Annotated in this window: 20 protein-coding genes; 16 read left to right on the top strand and 4 right to left on the bottom strand. The window is 61.1% G+C overall.

Features of this window, described 5'->3' with window-relative positions; translation table 11 throughout:
- The first annotated feature begins 115 nt into the window (after positions 1 to 115).
- The 8 genes from V8359_RS07370 to V8359_RS07335 all read left to right on the top strand — a co-directional run bounded on the left by V8359_RS07370 (position 116) and on the right by V8359_RS07335 (position 9,830).
- Positions 116 to 940 carry an ABC transporter ATP-binding protein gene (locus V8359_RS07370; RefSeq protein WP_336428124.1) on the top strand — a complete coding sequence of 275 codons (825 nt, stop codon included), beginning with the start codon at positions 116 to 118 and terminating at the stop codon, positions 938 to 940.
- A gap of 20 nt (positions 941 to 960) precedes the next feature.
- Positions 961 to 2,181 carry a phenylacetate--CoA ligase family protein gene (locus tag V8359_RS07365; RefSeq protein ID WP_336428123.1) on the top strand — a complete coding sequence of 407 codons (1,221 nt, stop codon included), beginning with the start codon at positions 961 to 963 and terminating at the stop codon, positions 2,179 to 2,181.
- Between the two features lie 23 nt (positions 2,182 to 2,204).
- Positions 2,205 to 3,839: a peptidoglycan-binding domain-containing protein gene (locus V8359_RS07360; RefSeq protein ID WP_336428122.1), complete on the top strand. Its 1,635-nt coding sequence runs from the start codon at positions 2,205 to 2,207 to the stop codon at positions 3,837 to 3,839.
- An 89-nt stretch (positions 3,840 to 3,928) separates the two neighbouring features.
- A complete protein-coding gene (locus tag V8359_RS07355; RefSeq protein WP_336428121.1) occupies positions 3,929 to 4,774 on the top strand; it encodes a flagellar motor protein MotB in 846 nt (281 codons plus the stop codon).
- A gap of 115 nt (positions 4,775 to 4,889) precedes the next feature.
- Positions 4,890 to 6,191, top strand: coding sequence for a flagellar hook protein FlgE (locus V8359_RS07350; protein WP_336428120.1), 1,302 nt, complete (start codon positions 4,890 to 4,892; stop codon positions 6,189 to 6,191).
- Positions 6,192 to 6,253: 62 nt separating this feature from the next.
- A complete protein-coding gene (gene flgK / locus V8359_RS07345) occupies positions 6,254 to 7,708 on the top strand; it encodes a flagellar hook-associated protein FlgK (RefSeq protein WP_336428119.1) in 1,455 nt (484 codons plus the stop codon).
- 2 nt (positions 7,709 to 7,710) lie between these two features.
- Positions 7,711 to 8,718, top strand: coding sequence for a flagellin (locus V8359_RS07340; protein WP_336428118.1), 1,008 nt, complete (start codon positions 7,711 to 7,713; stop codon positions 8,716 to 8,718).
- Positions 8,718 to 9,830, top strand: coding sequence for a flagellar basal body P-ring protein FlgI (locus tag V8359_RS07335; protein ID WP_442970347.1), 1,113 nt, complete (start codon positions 8,718 to 8,720; stop codon positions 9,828 to 9,830). The genes V8359_RS07340 and V8359_RS07335 overlap by 1 nt, the downstream gene beginning before the upstream one ends.
- A gap of 485 nt (positions 9,831 to 10,315) precedes the next feature.
- Here V8359_RS07335 and fliP read toward each other — a convergent pair whose 3' ends face one another.
- Genes fliP through fliF form a run of 4 tightly spaced genes read right to left on the bottom strand, consistent with a single transcriptional unit; the run spans position 10,316 to position 13,603 of the window.
- The gene (gene fliP, locus V8359_RS07330) at positions 10,316 to 11,053 is read right to left on the bottom strand and encodes a flagellar type III secretion system pore protein FliP (RefSeq protein ID WP_442970337.1); all 738 of its coding nucleotides are present in this window, start codon (positions 11,051 to 11,053) and stop codon (positions 10,316 to 10,318) included.
- Positions 11,050 to 11,349 (bottom strand): FliM/FliN family flagellar motor C-terminal domain-containing protein, encoded by a 300-nt coding sequence (locus V8359_RS07325; RefSeq protein WP_336428116.1) that lies wholly within the window; start codon positions 11,347 to 11,349, stop codon positions 11,050 to 11,052. Before V8359_RS07325 ends, fliP begins: the two co-directional genes overlap by 4 nt.
- Complete coding sequence (locus V8359_RS07320; protein ID WP_336428115.1) at positions 11,349 to 11,948, bottom strand: hypothetical protein; 600 nt, start codon at positions 11,946 to 11,948, stop codon at positions 11,349 to 11,351. Before V8359_RS07320 ends, V8359_RS07325 begins: the two co-directional genes overlap by 1 nt.
- Positions 11,948 to 13,603: a flagellar basal-body MS-ring/collar protein FliF gene (gene fliF / locus V8359_RS07315; protein ID WP_336428114.1), complete on the bottom strand. Its 1,656-nt coding sequence runs from the start codon at positions 13,601 to 13,603 to the stop codon at positions 11,948 to 11,950. The genes V8359_RS07320 and fliF overlap by 1 nt, the downstream gene beginning before the upstream one ends.
- Before the next feature lie 123 nt (positions 13,604 to 13,726).
- Between fliF and V8359_RS07310 the strand changes: the two genes are divergently transcribed.
- The 8 genes from V8359_RS07310 to V8359_RS07275 all read left to right on the top strand — a co-directional run bounded on the left by V8359_RS07310 (position 13,727) and on the right by V8359_RS07275 (position 22,274).
- Positions 13,727 to 14,233 (top strand): flagellar basal body-associated FliL family protein, encoded by a 507-nt coding sequence (locus V8359_RS07310; protein ID WP_336428113.1) that lies wholly within the window; start codon positions 13,727 to 13,729, stop codon positions 14,231 to 14,233.
- A 9-nt stretch (positions 14,234 to 14,242) separates the two neighbouring features.
- On the top strand, positions 14,243 to 14,614 hold the full coding sequence (locus V8359_RS07305; RefSeq protein WP_336428112.1) for a hypothetical protein: 372 nt from the start codon (positions 14,243 to 14,245) through the stop codon (positions 14,612 to 14,614).
- A complete protein-coding gene (locus tag V8359_RS07300) occupies positions 14,614 to 15,216 on the top strand; it encodes a MotE family protein (RefSeq protein ID WP_336428111.1) in 603 nt (200 codons plus the stop codon). Before V8359_RS07305 ends, V8359_RS07300 begins: the two co-directional genes overlap by 1 nt.
- A gap of 70 nt (positions 15,217 to 15,286) precedes the next feature.
- Positions 15,287 to 16,156 carry a flagellar motor stator protein MotA gene (gene motA, locus V8359_RS07295; RefSeq protein WP_336428110.1) on the top strand — a complete coding sequence of 290 codons (870 nt, stop codon included), beginning with the start codon at positions 15,287 to 15,289 and terminating at the stop codon, positions 16,154 to 16,156.
- On the top strand, positions 16,156 to 18,450 hold the full coding sequence (locus V8359_RS07290; RefSeq protein ID WP_336428109.1) for a hypothetical protein: 2,295 nt from the start codon (positions 16,156 to 16,158) through the stop codon (positions 18,448 to 18,450). Before motA ends, V8359_RS07290 begins: the two co-directional genes overlap by 1 nt.
- Before the next feature lie 187 nt (positions 18,451 to 18,637).
- Positions 18,638 to 19,432, top strand: a complete 795-nt coding sequence (locus V8359_RS07285; protein ID WP_336428108.1) for a transglycosylase SLT domain-containing protein — start codon at positions 18,638 to 18,640, stop codon at positions 19,430 to 19,432.
- Entirely contained in the window at positions 19,429 to 21,510 is a 2,082-nt protein-coding gene (gene flhA, locus V8359_RS07280) for a flagellar biosynthesis protein FlhA (RefSeq protein WP_336428107.1), read from the top strand. Before V8359_RS07285 ends, flhA begins: the two co-directional genes overlap by 4 nt.
- Positions 21,507 to 22,274, top strand: a complete 768-nt coding sequence (locus tag V8359_RS07275) for a flagellar biosynthetic protein FliR (RefSeq protein ID WP_336428106.1) — start codon at positions 21,507 to 21,509, stop codon at positions 22,272 to 22,274. The genes flhA and V8359_RS07275 overlap by 4 nt, the downstream gene beginning before the upstream one ends.
- Positions 22,275 to 22,276 lie beyond the last annotated feature (2 nt).

The following is a 22,276-nucleotide window of genomic DNA, read 5'->3' as shown; positions in this document are numbered from 1 at the left end:
CACCTGAAATCCCCGGCCGCGGTGCGGATCGCGGCCGGGACATCTGAGTATTTCTGGAACGATGAAAGCAGGGGCGGGAACCTGATCCGCGCCGACCTGAACGGAGAAACGGGACATGCTGGACGCTGGCCAGACACGCGAGACACTGCTTGAGGTCAATAATATCGAGGTGATCTACAATCACGTGATCCTCGTGCTCAAGGGCGTGAGCCTGAGCGTGCCCAAGGGCGGGATTACCGCGCTATTGGGAGGGAATGGCGCAGGCAAGACCACGACACTCAAGGCGATTTCGAACCTCCTCAAATCCGAGCGCGGAGAGGTGACCAAGGGCAATATCCGGTATCGCGGAGAGCGGGTACAGGATCTGGCGCCTTCGGACCTTGTGAAGAAGGGCGTTATTCAGGTGATGGAGGGGCGGCATTGCTTTGAACACCTGACGGTCGAGGAAAACCTTCTGACCGGGGCCTATACGCGTAAGGCGGGACGTGGCGATATCAACGCCGATCTGGACCTTGTCTACAGCTATTTCCCGCGCCTCAAGGAACGGCGCAGAAGTCAGGCGGGCTATACCTCGGGCGGGGAGCAGCAGATGGTGGCCATTGGTCGCGCCCTGATGAGTCGGCCCGAGATGATTTTGCTTGATGAGCCAAGCATGGGGCTTGCGCCACAGCTTGTTGAAGAAATCTTCAACATCGTCAAAAGCCTAAATGAAAACGAAGGGGCGACATTTCTTCTGGCTGAACAGAACACCAATGTGGCGCTTCGCTTCGCGCAATACGGATATATCCTGGAAAGCGGTCGCGTGGTGATGGACGGCCCCGCCAAAGAGCTGCGGGAAAATCCGGATGTGAAAGAGTTCTATCTTGGAATGTCGGATGAGGGGCGCAAGAGCTTTCGCGATGTGCGGTCCTACAGGCGGCGCAAGAGATGGTTGTCGTGAGTGGAGCATGGAGTGGTGACATGACCCGATATTTCGATGAACTTGAAACGCGCAGTCCAGAGCAGCGGGCCAAAGACACGGCGAGGTCACTGCCCGAACAGATCGCCCGCGCCCGCGCCTTGCCGGGCTATGGCGGCACCCTGAAAGACATTGACCCCAAAAATATCACCTGTGCCGAGGCGCTGGCCGGTCTGCCGGTGCTTCGCAAGTCCGATCTTGGTCGTGCGCAGGCTGACGCGGCCCCGTTCGGAGGGCTGACAACGCGGGCTCCAAGCGGTTTCGCGCATGTCTTTCAGAGCCCCGGTCCGATCTATGAGCCGGGGGGCGGGGCGCATGACTGGTGGCGTATGGGGCGCTTCCTCCATGCCTGTGGCGTGGGCCACGGCGATATCGTGCATAATTGTTTTGGCTATCACCTCACCCCGGCGGGTATGATCTTTGAAAGCGGCGCGCGGGCCGTGGGTGCATCAGTGCTCCCTGCGGGCACCGGCCAGACCGAACTTCAGGTGCGCGCCGCCCATGATTTAGGGTGCACGACCTATGCCGGGACGCCAGACTATCTCAAGGTGATTCTGGACAAAGCCGATGAGATGGGAATGGCCCTTGGCTTCGCTAAGGCGGCGGTCGGAGGGGGCGCGCTGTTCCCCTCTCTGCGGCAGGAATATGCCGACCGCGGTATCACTTGCCTGCAATCCTATGCCACCGCTGATCTGGGGAATATCGCATATGAAAGCCCGGCTCAGGAGGGCATGATCGTGGACGAAGGTGTGATCGTCGAGATCGTGACACCGGGCACCGGCGATCCGGTTGCGCCGGGTCAGGTGGGGGAGGTTGTCGTGACGACGCTTAACCCCGACTATCCGCTGATCCGGTTTGCCACAGGTGATCTGAGCGCGATCATGGATGGACTAAGCCCTTGTGGCAGAACGAATATTCGGATCAAAGGCTGGATGGGCCGTGCCGATCAGACGACCAAGATCAAGGGCATGTTCGTGCGCCCCGAGCAGGTGGCCGCGCTTGTTGCCCGTCACGAAGAAGTGGCCCGCGCCCGCGTCGTTGCCCGTCGCGAGGGGGAAATGGATGCCATGATTGTCCAGATCGAAACCGAATGTGACGATTGTGATCGCTACGCCGGATCTGTGGTTGAGGCGCTTAAGATGAGAGGCCGGATCGAGATCGTGCCGCGTGGCAGCCTTCCCAACGATGGAAAAGTGATAGAAGATCAGCGCAACTACGAGTGACATGAGCGTCGCGGAGGGGCGGGATGTCTGGTCTCAGGACTGTTGCTGTTGTGGCTTTCTGGCTGGCTTACGCGGCTGGCGCGCAGGCTGCGGATGTCGCGCTTATCCTTGGTGATCGCGGGCAATCCGCCTTTTTTGGCGGGTTTTCCGGCGGCGGTTCTTCGGGAATTGCCGATACCCTCGACGAGGCCGGGTTTGACGTGATCGAAGCGGCGGACCGCGACGCCAAGAGTATGCGAGAGGCGGCGCGCCGTCTCGAGACGCGGCTAGAAGAGGGCGCGGTCGGGCGTCTGCTTGTCCTTGTCACCGGACCTTTTGCAGAAAACGGGCGCGATTCATGGGCGCTCTCGAATGATGCTGTGGGTGTATCGCGTGTCACTGTCGGGGCGGTCGGTATCTCGATCAATGCGCTCTCGGACCTTGCCGCGCGGGCAAACCGTGGTGTTGTCATGATCGCTCCGGGCACTGCGCCGCGCGCACTTGGCCCCGGTCTCCGGCCCGGCCCGGGCGAGATCATGCCGGTGGGACGTGTGACATATTTCAAAGGTGACGTCGGACAGCTTCGTGATCTTCTCAAAACACAGTTGCTTGACCCCGATCAAACCTATGCGGACGTGGCGCGCTCCCTGCCATCAGAGGTGAACATGGCCGGTTTCACATCTGCACGCGAAGGCTTTACCGGTGCGCCGCAAACCGCAGGCCCGGAGGTGACCGAGGAGGCCGGGTATTGGCGCGCTATGCGTGAGATAGACCTGATCGATGGCTACCGGCGCTATCTGAACGCTTATCCGAAGGGACGGCATGGTCAGGAAGCCAGAGCGCGCATCGCCTATCTCAGGGAAACGCCGGCGCGCGAGGCAAAGGCCGCCGAAGCCGCCCTCAACCTGACACGCGCCGCGCGCCGGGAGGTGCAACAGAGCCTCAAGCTGCTTGGCTTTGATCCCCGTGGCATCGACGGATTGTTTGGTTCCGGAAGCCGTGCCGCCATCTCGGCTTGGCAGCGTGCAAACGGCTTTGTCGAGACCGGTTATCTGACCGGGAATCAGCTTTTTCGGCTCAAGGACATGGCGGCGGCCAAACGCGCCGAGATTGAGGCCGAAGAAGACCGCGCGCGCAAAGACCGCGAGCGCCGGGATCGGGCTTATTGGCGGGATACCGGCCGGGACGGCGGCGAGGATGGCCTGAGGGCGTATCTGGACCGGTATCCCGAGGGCACCTTTGCCGAACTTGCGCAGGAGCGGCTTGAGGAGATCGAGGCAGATCAGCGCGAAGCCCGTGAGGCCGAGGAACGTGCATCGTGGGAAGAGGCGCGCGAGGGCGGGACACCGGATGATTACCGTGCGTTTCTCGAAGCTTACCCAGACGGGCTTTTTGCCGGAGACGCGCGCAAGCAACTCGATATCATGGTGACCCCCGGCCCGACACAGGCCGAGATAGCCCAGGCCCGCGCCGAAGAGCGCCGGGCGGCGGGAAACACGGTGGCACGCCTTCTTGTGGAGCAGCGGCTTCGGTCTCTGGGCTACAACCCCGGCACAATCGACGGCACGTTCAGCGCGCGCAGCCGCGAGGCGATACGACAGTATCAGACCGATCGCGGACTTGCCGCCACCGGCTATGTCTCGGATGCCACCGTGCAGCGCCTTTTGCAGGGCCAGTAGCGCGAAAAACATTTGTAATTTGATTTGTTAAGGCCGCAGTAAGTGCCGCCCTGCTACCCCTGATCCCGGGTGAGAAAAGGTGGTGAGTCATGAGCGCGCAAAGCAATGCGGCGCCCATTATCATCAAAAGGAAAAAAGTCACTGGTGGCGACGGGCATCATGGGGGTGCCTGGAAAGTCGCTTATGCCGATTTCGTGACTGCCATGATGGCTTTCTTTTTGTTGATGTGGCTGCTGAACGCAACGACCGAAAAGCAACGCAAGGGGTTGGCGGATTACTTCAGCCCGACAATCCCGATCAGCCGCGTGTCTGGCGGTGGCAACGGTGATTTCGGTGGCGAAAATGTCTTTGCGGAGGATACCCTTCCAAAAGACGGCACAGGTGCCGCGCGCGAACATGTGACGGAATCCCAAGTGGCACGCGGTGAAACGGGGCTTGCCTCCGAGGGGGCGCAAGCCGAGTCCGAGGCACTCAAACGCACGATCGACGAGGCGCTGAAGGGACTGACCGGCGAAAGCCTCGTTAGTCTCGATCTCAAACGGCATATCATCACGCGGGTGACCGACGAGGGTCTCGTGATCGAGCTCTTCGATCTTGACGGTGCCACGCTGTTCGAGCGCCAGAGCGACGCGCCCACTGCTCTCCTGGAGGCTCTGACCGAAGTTGTGGCAAGCTTGTCGGGAATTGTCGTCAACCCGATGGCGGTGGCGGCTCATACGCGTGCCGAAGCGGTGCCGTTCAAGGATAATCCCGTTTGGAATCTGAGTACGGCGCGGGCCCAGCGGGGGCGTCTTATGTTGGAACAATTCGGCGTTGAAGCTCTGCGTTTTCGCCGCGTGACGGGGCATGCAGATCGCTCTGCTGCTGTGCGCGACCCGATGGCGCTTCGGAACAACCGGCTTGAAGTGATCTTTCTCAGAACCGGGAGGGAGTGAACGACATCCGATTGAGCAGGGAGAGTTGCACGTAATTTTATCTGTTAGCCCGGTGTTAAGCGACCGGCCTTATGCCTGATGCCAACAGCAGATGATGCAGCAGAAAGGCGTGTCCATGACCATTTCCTCTTCGTTGAATGCCGGTGTCGCAGCGCTAAGCGCGAATGCAACGCGGCTTGCGGCGATCTCCGACAACATCGCGAACTCGGCCACACATGGGTATAAACGGGTTGAAGCGGATTTTCAGTCTCTGGTGATCTCGCGAAACGGGGGAAGTTATTCCGCCGGGGGCGTCCGGTCTTCGACACAGCGCCTGATTGACGAGAGCGGCTCACTCGTGACGACATCGAATCCAACCGATCTCGCGGTGCGAGGCCGGGGGTTTCTTCCTGTCGCTGCGGCCAGTCAGGTCGAGGTCGGCAACGGCGGAAGCCAGATGTTGCTGACGACAACCGGATCTTTCCGCACCGATGCCGACGGTATACTCAAAACGGATTCGGGGCTGGTTCTTCTTGGTTGGCCGGCGAACGCGGACGGGTCCGTGCCGGAGTTTCCGCGCGACACGAGCGACGGGCTTGAGCCGGTTCAGATCAACGTCAATCAGCTCACCGGCGAACCGACAACCGCTATCCGCCTTGGCCTCAACCTGCCCGCGACCGAAACCGCCGCAGCTGCGGATGGGACGGGGCAACAACTCTCGGTGGAATATTTCGACAACCTCGGAAAATCGGAAAACATTCTTGTTGAATTCACCCCGACTGTGCCGGCAACCGGCAATTCGAACCAATGGACAATGACGTTCAAAGATTCGGCGCAAGGAAATGCGGTTGTCGGGGAATACACGCTTGATTTCGATGATGCCCGCGCGAGTGGTGGGACACTTCTGGGCGTGAACACCGTGTCCGGCGGAACCTACGATGCCGCAACAGGTCAGGTCATCGTAAATGTCGAGGGCGGGCCGATGGAGATCAACATCGGTCAGCTTGGCAGTACCGACGGCCTCACGCAGCTTTCCGATAGTTTCGCACCTCTTTCGATCTCGAAGGATGGCTCGCCCGTTGGCAATATGACCCAAGCGGAGGTTGATGAAAACGGGTTCGTTCATGCGTCGTTCGACACGGGCATCACCAAGATCATCTATCAGGTGCCGCTGGTCGATCTGCCCAATCCGAACGGCATGGTCTCACTTGATCAGCAGACCTATATGCCCTCGCCGGACAGCGGGTCGTTCTTCCTTTGGGATGCGGGCGATGGCCCGACAGGTGATGTTGTTTCTTTCGCCCGCGAGGAATCGGCAACAGACGTCGCCGGTGAGTTGACTGACATGATTCAAACGCAGCGGGCCTATTCCTCGAACGCCAAGGTGATCCAGACCGTCGATGAGATGTTGCAGGAAACCACCAACATCAAACGTTGATGCCGTCCCGTCCACGGTCCGGCTATCGCCACCAAACACCGTTAACAAGGAGGATGTGCGCCATGTCGCTCACGCATGCACTGTCCAATGCCCTGTCCGGCCTCACAGCGAATTCGCGGGCGGCGAGTGTCGTGTCGTCCAACCTGGCGAACTTGCACACGCCGGGTTATGGCCGCCGCGAAATCGAGCTAAGCGCAGATGCGCGGGGAAGCTCCGGCGGCGTCAAGGTTCAGTCTATCGTCCGCCACATGGATCGCGGTGTCCTTGCTGATCGTCGTGCTGCGGATGGCGCGATGGCGCACGCGCAAACGGGGGCCGCATTCTTTGAGCGGCTCGAAAGCGTGGTCGGAACGCCGGAAAATCCCGGCTCGCTCGGTGCGCGGCTTGCCGCCTTCGACGCCGCGCTTGCGACAGCGGCGAGCCGCCCGGAGGCCCCGGAAAGGCTTTCTGCGGCTGTGACGCGTGCTGCGGCTGTGGCGACAGCCTTCAACGCCATTTCCCAAGAAATTCAGTCGCAGCGCCAATCCGCGGAGGCTCAGATCGCAGGCGCGGTTGACACACTCAACACTTCTTTGACGCAGGTTCAGAGCCTGAATGCACAGATACAGGATGCGCATCTGCGCGGTTTCGACGTCTCCTCGCTTGAGGATCAGAGACAGGTCATCGTGGACCGGATCGCCGAGATTGTCCCGGTCAGGGAGGTGCCCGGCGATCATGGCAGGGTGGGTCTCGTGTCGACAGGTGGGGCCGTGCTTCTTGACCGCGTCCCAACCGAGTTCGAATTCACGCAGGCGAATGCCATCGTGGCAGACATGACCGTGGAGGGCGGCGCCCTCTCGGCCTTGCGCATGAATGGTGAGCCTGTCGCGACATCCGGCGGCGCCGCCCAAATGAAAGGTGGGCGCATGGCGGCCCTTTTCGAGCTGCGTGACGATCATGCCGTTTCCGCACAGTCCCGCCTCGACGCGCTTGCGCAAAACCTCGTCGAGAGGATTCAGGCCCCTGGCCTGGATACCAGCCGCGCCGTAGGTGAGCCGGGGCTTTTCACCGACAGTGGGGCCAGCTTTGCGCCCGGCAACGAGACTGGCCTCGCCGGGCGTCTGCAACTCAATGCGCGTGTCGACCCGGATGCCGGAGGGGACATCGGAAAACTACGCGACGGGCTTGGTGCCACGACCCCCGGTGCCGAAGGTGATGCCACTTTGCTCAATGCTATGCGGGTAGCAATCGCGGATCGCCAACCCATCCCGTCGACCGGGTTTTCTGGTGCTGGGGCCTCTCTCGCCGGTCACGCGGGAACATTCCTGTCCTCGATCGCACAAGAGCGTTTGACCCAAGAACAGAGCGTCAGTTTCGCAGGGGCCAGACAAGGCGAGCTGGATGCATTTCTTCTGAAAGGTGGGGTGGACTCGGACGCAGAGACACAGCGCCTTCTGATCATCGAACAGGCCTTTGCGGCAAATGCGCGGATGCTTGAGGTGGTGGATGACATGATGCAATCGCTACTGAGGATATGACCATGAGTTTCACGTCAATCGGTGATTTGTCGCAGAGCCTGATGACCACGCGGCAAAACAGTTTGCTCAAAACACAGCTGACCCGGCTGACGCAGGAGTTGGCGTCGGGCCAGGTCGCGGACCTGAGTGCGCATCTTTCGGGGAACCTGTCGCACCTCTCAGATATCGAACATCAGATCACGGTGAACACCGCGCTGGCCAACGTCAGCAAGGAGGCAGGTTTTGTCACCGAGGCCATGCAGACCGCAATGGAGACCATCCGGGACGAAGTTTCGACCCTCGCCTCTGCGGCGGTGCTGATCAACGACAGTGCCGGACCACAACAACGTGCGGCGGTCACCTCGCTTGCCGAAGGTGTCCTTGATACGGTGACTTCGGCTCTCAATATCAATGTCGCCGGACGTCCCCTATTTGCCGGCACAGATGTGTCCGGCCCCGCGCTTGCGGGCGCGGATGACATTCTCATAGCCGCAAGAGCGGCGGCGTCGGGTGTGACCGATCCGGCATCCCTCAATGCGGCGATGGACGCATTTTTTGCGCCGGGCGGCGCTTATGAAACCTTGGTCTATACCGGGGGCACCACCGACATGTCGCCCTTTGAGCTTGGCGCCGGTCAGTCGATCGCGCTCGATCTGCGCGCCGATAGCGATGTCTTTCGCGACGCCCTTCGCGATACGATCACACTGGTGGTCGCGGGGGATGCTGCGCTGCCGCTTACCGAGGGCGAACGCGCCGACCTGATGTCGAATGCCGGTGCGCGGCTTTTTGGCGTTGAAGCCGCGGTTGCAGGTGCGCAGGCCGATCTGGGGTATGCGCAATCGCGTATTGATGCCGCCTCGAGCAGGATCGCGGCAGAGCAGACAAGCCTGGGCTTGGCGCGAAACGACCTTCTGGCGGTCGATCCCTTTGACACGGCGACCGAGCTTGAGAATGTTCAGTTTCAGCTCGAGATGCTTTACACCGTGACCGCGCGGTCAGCGCGCCTCAACCTGATGAATTTCCTCTCATGATGGCATATCTCCGATCTTTCGCCCTCTTTTTAATCGCTATTGTGATCTCTTTCGAGCCGGCCCGGGCCAACCAGATCCGGATCAAGGATTTGGTGGAATTTGATGGGGTGCGGGGCAATGATCTGGTCGGATATGGCCTTGTCGTCGGTCTCAATGGCACCGGTGATGGCCTGAGAAACGCACCCTTTACCGAAGAGATCATGGCCAACATTCTCGAACGGCTGGGCGTGAACGTCAGCGGTGAGCAATTTCGCCCCAAGAACGTGGCTGCGGTCATCGTCACGGCCAGTCTGCCGCCCTTTGCCCGTGCAGGTGGCAAGGTTGATGTCACCGTCTCGGCGATCGGTGACGCCAACAGCCTGCTGGGTGGAACGCTGGTCATGACACCCCTGAACGCCGCTGACGGTGACATCTATGCCGTGGCCCAAGGCACCATCATCGCCGGGGGGGCCGCCGCCGAGGGCGATGCCGCCGCAGTTGTTCAAGGCGTGCCGACATCCGGTGTGATTCCCTCGGGCGCGCGGGTCGAGCGCGAAGTGGATTTCGATCTGTCCTCACTGGAAAGTTTGCGACTGGCGCTCAGAGAGCCCGATTTCACAACGGCGCGCAGGATCGAAACCGAGATCAACCGTGCCTTTGGCCGCCCGGTCGCTGTCATGCTCGACTCGGGAACCGTGCGGCTTGATATCGCGCGCACGCGGGCGGCCTCACCGGCGCATGCGCTCGCGACTGTGGAAAATATCCTCGTGGCGCCCGAGCGCAAAGCGCGGGTCGTCGTGGATCAACGCTCGGGGACAATCGTCATGGGGGACGATGTGCGCATCTCCCGGATCGCGGTTTCACAAGGGAACTTGACGCTTCGGGTCGAGGAGACCCCGGTCGTCGTTCAGCCCAACCCATTTGCCGAGGGCGAGACAATCGTCGTCCCGCGAACAAAGGCAGAGATCGAGGAAGAGCCCGGCACAGGTTTGGCGGAAGTGCCCGAAGGCACGACGCTTTCGGAAGTGGTTGCCGGGTTGAATGCGCTGGGGGTGTCACCGCGTGACATGATCGACATCCTCAAAAGCATCAAGGCGGCAGGGGCGCTTCACGCGGAGTTCGTGGTGCGCTGAGTTTGCCGGGCTCGCTCTCAAGCAAGTCGCGTTAAGGTCAACAGCGCAGCGAGCCACACCAGATGCCGGCGCGCAAGGAGGCAACGCAAGGGCCTGTCTGCCAAGTGCAATCCAGTTTTGAGGCGAAGTTTGACTTGGACCGCCCCGCGCGTCCCGGCTGTCATGGTTGCTTCGCCCCATGATGCCCGAGCTCTCGACTGAACGCGTTATGGGCTATCGGGTCTCGCGCCCGAGGCAACAGAAGATCGGCCCTCGCACGTCATATGCATCCACAATGGCGGGTAAGGGCTGTTCGGGCATCCCCTCTTGGTCAAGAGCGCTCTGGATAGACATGCGCGTGATGGGCCTCTGAGACGCACCGCCGACAGGGTTCGTAAACCGGCCAACGCGTGCGTGCCGCATTCGCCGTCCGGGTGGCCCAAGGCAAATATAGTCTGCCGTAGGCGTGGACCGATAGCTACTCAAAGCACCCGAAAGATCACGTGCTAGAAGTAACTTCGCACCAAACTATCGGCGATGAGGCGCCAGCCATCGGCGATCACGAAAAAGGCCAGCTTGAACGGAAGTGAGACGATTGCAGGGGGCACCATCATCATACCCATCGACATGAGAACTGCCGCAACCACCAGATCAATGATCAGAAATGGCAGAAAGACCAGAAAGCCGATCTGAAAAGCGCGCGAAATTTCGGACAGAAGGAAGCTCGGTATCATGACGGATAGCGGCGCCTCGGGGCCGGGCACGAGGCCTTGGGTGTCGGGCCGCAGGGCCGCCATCGAGGCGAATGTTTCCCCGTCCATGCGTGCCGCCATGAATTCCCGAAACGGCCCGATAGCGCGGGAAAAGGCATCTTCGGGCGCGATCTCTTCGGCAAGAAGCGGTTCGATACCAAGCGTCCAGGCTTCGCTGAACACCGGTTCCATGACGAAATAGGTGAGAAAAAGCGCAAGGCTCACGATCAGCATGTTCGGTGGCGATTGTTGAAGGCCGATCCCCTGGCGCAAAATCGCCAGCACAGTGACCATGAACGGAAAGCAGGTGATCATGATCGCCAGCCCCGGCGCCAGGCTCAGGACGGTGATCAGCGCGATAAGCTGAATCGTCCGGACCGATAGCCCTCCATCTTCGCCCAGAGAAATCGAAACATCCTGGGCAAAGCCGGGTGTGGCCATGGCCAGTACCCCGACCAGACATGCGACCAGCCAGAGGGCGCGCCTGATCATCCCAGGTTTTCCCGCAGATCTGCAACCTCGGTCAGGCGCACCGAAAGCTGCCCTTTATGTTCGCCCTCCATCTCCTCAAGCTCACCGCGCGCGATAAGCCTGTCCCCGACATAAAGCTCGACAGGATCCTCCACGCGCTTGTCCAGCGGCAGCACGGCGTCACGGCTCAGGCTGAGCAGATCGCGGATAAGAGGACGCGCCTTCCCGACCGAAATCGTGATTTCAATCGGCACACTTGCGAACGGGTTGCCGGGATCGGTCGCGCGGCTGTCAGCGGATCGGGAAGCATCGGTCATCAGGCTGTTTCCTTCTGGTCCTGTTGGGGAAGAGCGTCGAAGAATGTCGCGACCGCGTCTGAAATGTCCGAGAGCAGCCGATCGAGATTCAACTCATGCTCGCGCGTGCCAAAGCTCAGATGAACCTGACCCGGCCCGAGTGTCGGTTCCGATTTCAGCGACACCGGCAATGTGCCGCTCTCTTCACAGAGCCTTTCCAGCATCTCCGCATGCTCGGGCGCCGCGACGATCTCAATCGGTGGCTTGGCCCCGTCTTGGGCGGCGGCGAGCAAGAGTTCTGAAATGCGCGGGCCAAGGCTATCTTGTGCGAGAGGGGGCAACACCTTGCTCACCATTTCCTCCAGCAGAGGGCGCAGATCGCGGAGCATGCCCTGAAGGGCCTCTTCGTAGGTGAAGGACAGGTTTGCGAGGTTGCCGGCGAAATCTGACGAGATGCGCCGGGTGTCTTCCGCTTGTGCCGTGACGGCATCGTCCCATCCGGCCTTATACCCGTCTTCATAGGCGTCAAGGCGCAGGTCCTCGAGAGCGCCCTCGCCCAGATCAGCCATATCCTGCGCGCGCCCGGCTCCGAAATCTTCCAGCAGATGAGATATGCCCATCACGCCTTTTCCTCCTCGCCTTCAAGCCAGTTGCGCAGAATTTCGACCGTTTCGGTCTGGCGTTCACCGATCATGGCGCGAAGCCGGTCCACCGGATCACCATTGGCACCCTCGCGCGCCAACTGAAGCGCGGTTTCAGGGTCCGTAGTGCGAGAGGACGGATCGGTGGGGACAAGGGACATCGTGGCAGGATCGAGATCGCCGTCGTCGATCTCACCGGTCAGCGAAGCAAGCGGAGCCCCTGTTTCGGCAGCCGAGATATCGCCAGATGGTCTTTCGCCCGCGGCAGGTGGGGCGATCCGCGCCACATCGCCCGAGCGCGCACCCGAAAGGATTGGCCTGATCACGAAGAGCCCCAATATCAGCGCCACGACCGCCAGAACGAGGGCCTGCGCCAGTGACATCATGTCGATCCCCAGCGAGGTCAGGAATGATGGCTCTCGCAGGGTGCCCGCCTCGATCGGGGGGGAAAACTGCATGGTCTTGATCGTGATCACGTCACCACGCGTTTCGTCAAACCCGATGGCCGACGAGACAAGCTCGCGCAGCGCGGCAAGCTCTTCTTCAGGGCGCGGCGCGAATTCTGTGGACCCGTCCGCGGCAGTTTCGGTGCTGCCGTTGACCAACACTGCAACTGTCAGCCGCTTGACCGCGCCGGGCGCAAGTGTGAGTTCCCGCTCGGTCTGCGAAATCTCATAGTTCACGCGTTCCCGCGTTTCGTTTGTCTGGCTGCTTGAGTTGCCGCCGCCAGCGGCATCGCCTTGCGGAAGATTCGAGGCCACCGTCACGTCGCCACCGCCCTTGTCGGATGACGAGTTGGTGCGCTCCTCGGTGTCGGTCGAGATGGCCACCCTGCTGCTTGGGTCGATGCTGCGTTCGCGGATATGCTCGGTTGTCTTGACGATATCAACACTCAGTTCGACAACGGCATTCCCCGCCCCTACACGCGCCTCGAGAAGGCGATGCACGCGCTGCCGCAAGGTATCGGTCAGGTCTTCGCCCGCGTCGCCCTGAACATCGTCCGGCGCACCAATAAGGCCCCCGGAACTGTCTATGACCGACACATCTTCGGGTGTCATGCCGGGCACGGCCGACGCGACGAGATATCGGATCGCCTGTGCCTGTTTCGTCGGCACGTCTGTGCCCGGCGCGGTGACCATGACCGATGCGGATGGCGAGATATCCCGCTGAAACGGGTTGCCGCCGGTGTTGGCGAGATGCACACGGGCCGAGGTGATGTTCGCGCTTGAAACCAATGTGCGCGCCAGTTCGCCTTCTTTCGCGCGCCAATAGGCGGCATCGAACATCTGTGAGGTGGTGCCAAAGCCCGACAGCCCATCCAGAAGCTCGTATCCCTTGCCCGAGTTTGCGGGTAGCCCTTCGGCGGCGAGAGTCATGCGAAGAGCATCACGTTTCGCGGCGTCCACGAAGATCGAGCCGCCACGCACTTCGTAGGCGACGCCACGCTGTTCCAGCGCGCTCACGACATCGCCCGCAGATCCGCTTTCCAGACCTGAATAGAGTAGCGAGAGCGATGGCGTGGCCACCATTTGCCCCAGACCCAGAACTGCACCGAACATGGCGAGCGTGGCCACACCCGCGATCACACGCTTCCTGAGGTCGAGCCCGGACCAGGCATTCACGATCTGCTGCAATTCTTCGCCTCCTCATGGCGGGCGTTCTGCCCATCCTGCGACTCCCTGTTTCGCCGATCAGGTTTAACAATCGGTTAGTGCCTCCCGGTTAAATTGCCCAAGTGACAGAACACGGGTGCCCGAATGAGTGAAGAAGACGAAAACGAAGAGAGCGTCTCGAAAAAACCTTCGAAATTACCTTTGATAATCGGGGTTTTACTTGCTGCCCTTGGTGGCGGTGGTGGATTTTTCGCAGTGAGTTCCGGCATGCTCTTTGGCCCCGAATCGGAAAAGACCGCGAAGGCCTCCGACACCGAGAAATCCGCGGCGTCGGAGCTCCCGGATTTGCCTGATGTCGCCTATGTGCCGGTGCCCGCGCTTGTGGTTTCGCTGGGCGAGGGGGCGACCGGAAAGCACCTGCGTTTCTACGCTCAGCTTGAGGTTGGCGCAGGTCATCAGGAGGAGGTCGCGGCACTGATGCCGCGGGTCGTCGATGTGCTCAACAGCTATCTGCGGGCGCTGGATGTGCGCGATCTCACGGATCGGGCGTCACTGACCCGGCTCAGGTCTCAGATGCTGCGGCGCGTCCGGATTGTCGCTGGTGGTGAGCGGGTCAAAGACCTGCTGATCATGGAATTCGTTTTGAACTGAGGACATGTCATGGAAATGATTGCTGATATTCTGCTTGTGGCCGGGGCCCTTGGCGCCGCGTTCTACTGCTTCGTTCTGGCCCGTAGGCTAAGCCGGTTCAACGATCTCGAGGAGGGGATGGGCGGCGCTGTCGCGGTGCTCTCGGCGCAGGTCGATGATCTGACCCGCACATTGCAGGCCGCGCAAGGAACCGCCGTCGCATCAACAGAGTCACTGGACGAACTCACCGAACGTGCGGAGGGGGTGGCCAAGCGGCTAGAACTCATGGTGGCGTCCATGCATGACCTTCAGGAAGAGCCGCCGGAACCGGCGCAAACCCCCACAGAGACATCGCCCGTGGGCCCGGTCTTTCGCCGCCGTGAGATGGAGGGCGCCGCGTGATGACGGGTGGAACAAAACCGCGTCGGCGCCCGCGCCGCATGAAGGGCGCGCTCATGATCGTGGCGGGCCTGATGATCTGTTCGGCCATGCTTCGGATGGGGCAAGACGCCGGTCAGGCATGGGCCAAAGGGCAAAGCGATACCGAGGCGACCGCTCTCGCGGCCGCGGGTCAAACCACTCACTGTGAGACACCGCCGGATTTTCAGGAGATGCTCACCGCGTTCGAGACCCGCGAGGCCCGCCTTCAAAAACGGGAAACCGCGCTTTCCGAAAGGATGCAGGCGCTTCGCGTCGCCGATGAAGAGATCGAGCGCAAGCTTGCCCGCCTTGTCGCCGCCGAAGAAAAGCTGGCTGAAACCATTTCCATCGCCGATACGGCGGCGGAGGACGACATAGGGCGTCTTGTCAGGGTCTATGAAAGCATGAAACCCAAACAGGCCGCGGCGCTTTTCGAGGAAATGAGTCCCGAGTTTGCGGCGGGTTTTCTCGGCCGGATGCGGCCCGAGGCGGCGGCGGGCGTCATGGCCGGACTAAGTGCCGGGGCCGCGCTCGGAATCAGCGTCATTCTGGCGGGACGAAACGCCGATGTTCCCACTGAATAAGTTGCTGACGCTCAAGGAATATTAACTTGGACCTGCGACAGTCATCCGATGAACAGCCCGGGAGCATGCAATGATCGGTATCGTCGGAATTCTGGTGATCTTCGTGATGGTGTTCGGCGGCTATCTGGCCGCTGGCGGCAAGCTTGGAATCATCATGAAGGCGCTGCCGTTCGAGATGATGATGATCGGCGGCGCCGCAACAGGCGCCTTCCTGCTGAGCAACGACATGGGCACGGTCAAGCAAACCGCCCGGGATATCGCCAAGGTCTTCAAGGGGCCGAAGTGGAAGCATGCCGATTACCGCGATCTATTGTGCCTGCTTTTTGAGTTGATCCATCTTGCACGGCAAAATCCGGTCGCCATCGAAGAACATATAGAAGCGCCCGCCGACTCTTCGATTTTCGGCAAATACCCCAAAATCCTGAAGGATCGTGAGGCGGTGGCCCTGATAAGCGATACGTTGCGCTCCGCGTCGATGAACTATGACGATCCTCATCAGGTCGAAGAAGTTCTTGAAAAGCGAATGGAGGCAAACCTGCACCATGCGCTCCATTCGAGTCACGCGTTGCAATCTGTGGCGGATGCGCTGCCCGCGCTGGGGATCGTGGCTGCGGTGCTTGGTGTGATCAAGACCATGGCCTCGATCGATCAGCCGCCGGAAGTTCTGGGCAAGATGATCGGTGGCGCGCTTGTCGGGACTTTTCTGGGCGTGTTTCTGGCCTATGGGCTGGTTGGGCCATTCGCGAACAAGGTCAAGGCCGTGGTCGAGGAAGACGGCCATTTCTATCAACTGATCCGTGAGGTTCTGGTCGCCAACCTGCACAACCATGCCACCAATATCTGTATCGAGGTGGGGCGGCAAAACACACCGTCGCATGCGCGACCCGATTTCAACGATCTCGAAGAATCGCTCAAGGCCATCAAGCAGGAGGCGGCCTGATGTGGCGCCTGGTAGGAGCCATCGCGATCAGCCTTCTGGCAGCGGATGTGCAGGCTGAGACGGTCGAGGTGCGCTCTGGCGTTCATCCGACTTTCACGCGACTTGTTTTGCATATGCCCGAGCGCGTCGGCTTTCGGATGTTGCAAGATGGGTCCGACCATCGGCTCACCCTTGAACGCGACGGGATGGAATTCCGTCTGAACAGTATTTTCGACCGGATCGGCAAGGAACGGCTGGCCGCTGTGGCCCCGCTTCGCACCGGATCGGGGCTGCGGCTTGAACTGGCGTGTCAGTGCCGGGTCGACGCCAGTTGGGCGGGCACGGCGATGCTTGTTCTCGACATCCGTGAGGATCCGAATGCGGAACTGCCAGAACGGGCTACCGGTGACACCCCTGACAGAGCTTTGTCTAAAGCACCCAGCTTTGCCGTCCCGCTCACTCCGAAAGGTAGCGGGCTGGTTGCCACCGCGCGTGATCTTGTCGCTGCGGGGTTTCAGTTTGGGTCATATTCGGGTGAAACAGTCTCTGGTTTAGCTACGGCTTCGGAATCATCGCCAAACAAGGTGGCGAAGGTCGATACCATTTCTATGCGCCACACCCTTTTGCGTGAGATTTCGCGCGCCACCGCTCAAAATCTGCTCACACCCCGGCGCCATCAATCCGAGCCCACGCCACAATCAGGGGCCAAGGGTGCCCCTGACCGCCCACAGAGCGAAGAGGCCACATCGGGGTCTGAAACACCGTCTGAAACATCCCTGAGTCAGGCGAACATGGCCACCACAACGGCTATGAACTTGCCAGGTGCCATGCATTCCACGGCGCAAACGCCGGATGGCGGCCCTTGCCTCAAGGCTGAATATCTCGACGTCGCGGCTTGGAACGATGACACCGAGTTTTCCGTTTCGATCGGACGGTTGCGGTCCGAGATGAGTGGTGAGTTCGACAAAACAGACCCTGAAACCGCGCTTCGGTTGGCTCGCACCTTCGTTTTCTTCGGGTTCGGTGCCGAGGCGCGTCAGGCACTTATGCTGATTGAGGGGGAGGATACCGTGGCTGCCCGGGTCGTCCGGGCCATGGCCGAGATCGTGGATAACGGATCGGCCTCTGCCCCCGGTGTTCTGGATGGTCAGGCCGCGTGCGATACGAATGCTTCCTTCTGGTCTGCGTTGGCGCAGGATCCGCTGCCGCCCGCTCTGGCGATCAATCAGAATGCGATGCAGCGGACTCTTGGTGAGCTTCCTGCGCATCTGCGGGATCATCTTGGCCCTGTTTTGGCCCGGCGGCTTCTGGCGGCGGGCCATCGTAAGGCGGCGGACCGGATATTGCGGCGATTGAACAGGACGCCGGAAGCGGCGTCGGACGAGGAGCGTCTCGCGCGAGCCGAAGCCGGACTGGCAAGCGGCACGGAGGGCGCCTCGGAGGCCGATCTTGATGCCGTGGTCGCGGGCAATTCCAATCATGCGGCAACCGCCCTTGTCCATAGCATCGACACACGGCTCGCGGCGGGCCGCGGGATAGCCGAGGACATGGCCGAACTTGCCGGTTCCTATGCGCTCGAATTTCGGGACGAACCTGTGGGAAAAGACCTCATCCGTGCCTACATCGCCGCGATTGCCGGGGCGGGTGATTTTGGCCGTGCATTCACTGAGTTTGAGCGCCTCACACCTGACTTGGACGAAGCTGCGGTAATTGGGCTGAACGATGTCCTGATGCAGCTTCTTGAGCGGAACGCGAAGGATTTGACCTTCATCGCTCAATCCATCCGGTTTTCACCCGAAGACGTGCCGTTGCTCGATACTGTGGTCGCCAACACGGTGGCGCAACGTCTGCTCTCCCTTGGCTTCCCGGATGCGGCGTCGCGCTTTGTGGATCAGCCGGCGGAGGGTCGTGCCGGACGTGACCGGCGGATCATCCGCGCCGAGATCGCCCTGTCGCTGGGACACCCCCGAAATGCCGAGGTTGCGCTTCTTGGGTTACAAGATGATGAGGCCAATCTTTTGCGGGCCCAAGCACGCGAAATGACCGGTGAGACCGATGCTGCTCGCATTCTTTTCGCCTCCGCCGGGCGCGACAAGGATGCCCGGCGCACCGCAATAGAGGCGGAAGACTGGGCTCAGGTTCCCGGTGATACGGCGCCGGATATCGCGGAGCTGGCTGCCGGTTTGACGGATGGCGCCGAACCTGAAAACCCCGAAGCGCCGCTTGGCTCGGGCAGGGCTCTTTTGACCGAAAGCAGCGTCTCGCGGCAGCGTATCAAGGCCATGCTGAGCGCCCGTCCGCTTGCCGATGATTGAGGTCGTTCATCGGCGCCGCCGTATTTCAAGGATGTGTCGGGGTGCGAGACCCATGGCGTGTGGCCCGCCGCAGGGGCGGCCCCCGATCAAGTTCCTTCGCGCTCCTGATCCTGCTTACCGAATCTAAAGGCTTTGGCCCTAGACACGGAATCGGAGCGGCAGAACGCCGCCATGAGGCGAGGACAGAATGACCGATATGCCCGTGCTGAAAACCCGCCCAAGGCAAGGGCTGGAACATCGCTCCGGCCCGCCTGTGTGGATGCTTAATTGCGGTTTAATCGTGTTTTTCATGTCATTCGGAACGATGCCGGGCGCGGCCCCGGCGGCGGCCAAAGCGGGCGAGGTCGCACCGAAACAAAGCTGTGACCTTGCCGCCCGCCACGCCTCTGTCGCGACAGGGGTTCCAATCACGGTCCTGCGGGCAATCACACGCACCGAAACCGGGCGTTATCGTGACGGCCATTCACAGCCATGGCCCTGGACCGTCAACATGGAGGGCAAGGGACACTGGTTCAGCACGCGCGCAGAGGCCCGGATATTCGCGCAAGCGGCGTTTGACCGAGGCGCGCAAAGCTTTGATGTCGGATGCTTTCAGATCAACTACCGCTGGCATCACGCGGGTTTCGCGTCGATCGATTCCATGTTTGATCCACGTCAGAACGCACTCTATGCGGCGCAATTCCTCAATCGCCTCTATCGCGAGACGGGTGACTGGTCACTTGCCGCCGGTACCTATCACTCTCGCACACCGGCCTACGCAAAGCGCTATATCGCGCGCTATGAGCAAGAGCTCAAGGCGCTGCCGCCCGAACATAAAACGCCGCGTCAGACCCGCAGCCGGGCCGTGGCGACCAAAAGCCGCCCCCTGTTTGCGAATAGCAATGGCGGTGGGCGGCTGGGATCGTTGGTGCCAGCCCGGCAAAGCCGAGACCGGGCGTTCGTCACGAAATCAAACGTGACAGGCGCGAGGTCGTCCAGATGAGCCTATCCTTGCGCGCGCTCTTTCAACCGACGGTGCTCTTGTCGATGGCGCTCATGGCGATCATCGTCATGATGATTTTGCCCATGCCGGCCTGGGTGCTTGATATCGGGCTGGCCGCGTCCTTTGCCCTGGCCATCCTGATCTTCACCACAACCTTGTTCATCGAACGGCCGCTTGATTTTTCGGCCTTTCCCACGGTGCTTCTGGCGTCGCTCATGCTGCGTCTGTCGCTCAACGTGTCCTCGACCAAGCTGATCATCGGTCAGGGTCATACGGGCACCAGTGCGGCAGGAGATGTCATTCAGGGATTCGCCAGCTTCGTGATGGGGGGAAGCGTATTTCTCGGGCTTGTGGTGTTCGCGGTTCTGTTGATCGTCAATTTCATGGTTATCACCAAGGGCGCGGCGCGAATGGCCGAGGTCGGGGCCCGGTTCGCGCTGGATGGGATGCCCGGCAAACAGCTTGCCATCGACAGTGATATGTCCGCCGGGGCAATCACCCACGAAGAAGCGCGCGCGCGCCGCGACAGGGAACAACAGGAAACCACCTTTTTCGGTTCGCTCGACGGGGCGTCGAAATTCGTCAAGGGTGACGCGATCGCCGGGCTTCTCATCACCTTGCTGAACCTTGTGATGGGGCTGATCATGGGGGCGGTCGTGCATGGCATGCCCTTGGCCCAGGCGTTCAAGACGTATGCGATCCTCACCGTGGGCGACGGTCTTGTGACCCAGATACCGGCGGTGGTGATTTCCATCGCGTCGGCACTTCTTTTGGCGCGCGGCGGTGCGGTCGGATCGACTGATCTCGCGCTGAGCGAGCAGCTTGGCAGGCATCCCATCGCGTTGGCGACGGTTGCGGTGCTGATGGGGCTCTTCGCGCTTATCCCCGGGCTGCCATTCCTGCCCTTCATGATCGGTGGTGTCGGCCTTGGCGTGACGGCCTATGTGCTGAATGGCCGGGCAAAGGTCCTGCAAGACAAGTCCCCCGAGGTCAGCGACACACCCGTGCCTTCACAGAAGACGATGGGCGACGTGCTTGAGCTTGATGATATCCACGTCGAATTCGCGCCGGACCTGGTGTCCATGGTTCTTGACCAAGGGACCGGGCTCGACGCCCGGATTGCCAACATGCGCGCGCATGTCGCGACGCGTTACGGCCTTATCCTTCCCGAAATCCGCCTGACTGATGATCCGTCATTGCCCCCCGGGGCCTATGTGATCCGGATACTTGGCGTGGAGCGGGCCCGGGCCTGGCTCAGGGCGGAGCAGGTTCTCGTTCTCGATCCCGACAATATTCCGGGTCTTCCCCCTGGCGAAGCGGTGAGCGAACCTGTCTACGGGGCGCCCGCCCGCTGGATCGGGTCGGAAAGCCAAGAAGACGCGGCGCTGGGCGGAGCAACGGTCGTCGCCCCGCCCGAGATACTGGCGACTCACCTTCTTGAAATCATCCGCAAGAACCTCAGCCGTTTGCTGAGCATGAAGGCGATGCGCAGGCTGCTTGATGAAATGGTCAACCTGTCTGATCCGGCACGGAGCGAGGCGAACCGCAAACTCCTGGATGAGCTGATCCCCGATCGCGTGCCAACGGACCTTCTTCATTCGGTGCTGCGGCTGCTCTTGGCCGAACAGGTGTCGATCCGCAATCTGCCACTTATCATCGAGGCGGTTGCCGAAGCGCGTCAGACCAATAGCCAACCAGAGGCGATCTGCGAGCATGTGCGCCAAAGGCTGGGATTTCAGCTTGTCTCGGCACTGATGCGTGATGACGGAACGCTGCCGCTGATTCAACTGGCCCCGGAGTGGGAGGATATCTTCGCCAGCTACCAGATGGATGGTGATCGCGGGCGGCTCGATGTGGCGCTGCCGCCGCATCTGTTCAATTCGCTCACAGGCGGGGTCGCCGAACAGGTGGAGACTGCGGGCAATCAAGGCATCGCTCCCGCAATCGTCACGGCATCGACGCGGCGTCGATTCCTGCGCACGGTGCTTATGGCCCGAAATATCACCAACCCGGTGCTCTCGTTCGAGGAGGTCGGTGTTGAGGCGCAGCCATCGCTCGTGGGGGTGGTCGCCGCATGACGGGTGCAGCTGCCCTTTTGTCGCTTGGCCACGAAATCGTGTGGGCGCATTTTATTGTTTTTCTGCGTGCGAGTCCGGTGATGTCGCTCTTTCCGGGGTTCGGCGAAAACTCGGTTCCAGTGCGGGTCAAATTGGGGCTTGCCATGGCGCTCACGCTGATCGTGACGCCGGCGATCCGGCCCTATATCGGCGCACCACCCGGTTTTACGGCGTTGATACCGCTCATCCTGATCGAAGCGGGTATCGGTCTTTTTATCGGTATAGGCCTTCGCCTCTTCCTTCTCGCGCTTCAGACCGCAGGATCGATTGCAGCTCAGGCGACATCGTTGTCACAGATCCTCGGATCGGCGGGGACCACGCCGATGCCTGCCATGGGACATGTGCTTGTCATCGCTGCACTGGCCCTTGCCATGCTTCTTGGCCTGCATGTGCGCATGGCCGAGATGTTCATCAGGACCTATGGGGTTTTTCCCATCGGAGCCCTGCCCGATGCCGCGGCCGTGGCGGACTGGGGTATCGCACAGGTCGGCGCGGCCTTCGCGCTGGCCTTCCGGCTGGCGGCGCCGTTTCTCATCGTGTCGGTGCTCTACAATCTCACTCTCGGTATCATAAACCGGGCCATGCCACAGCTCATGGTCGTCTTTGTCGGGGCCCCCGCGATAAGTGCGGCCGGGCTTCTGGGGCTCATGCTTCTGTCGCCGGTGATGCTGAGCGTCTGGATTCGTGCGCTTGAAACCTTTGTCGCCAATCCTTTCGGAGGCTGACC

It is taken from the genome of Roseovarius sp. E0-M6 (assembly GCF_037083845.1).
GTDB lineage: Bacteria > Pseudomonadota > Alphaproteobacteria > Rhodobacterales > Rhodobacteraceae > Roseovarius.
The sequence above is the reverse complement of the archived record's forward strand: the minus strand, read 5'-3'. Positions and strand labels throughout refer to the sequence as shown.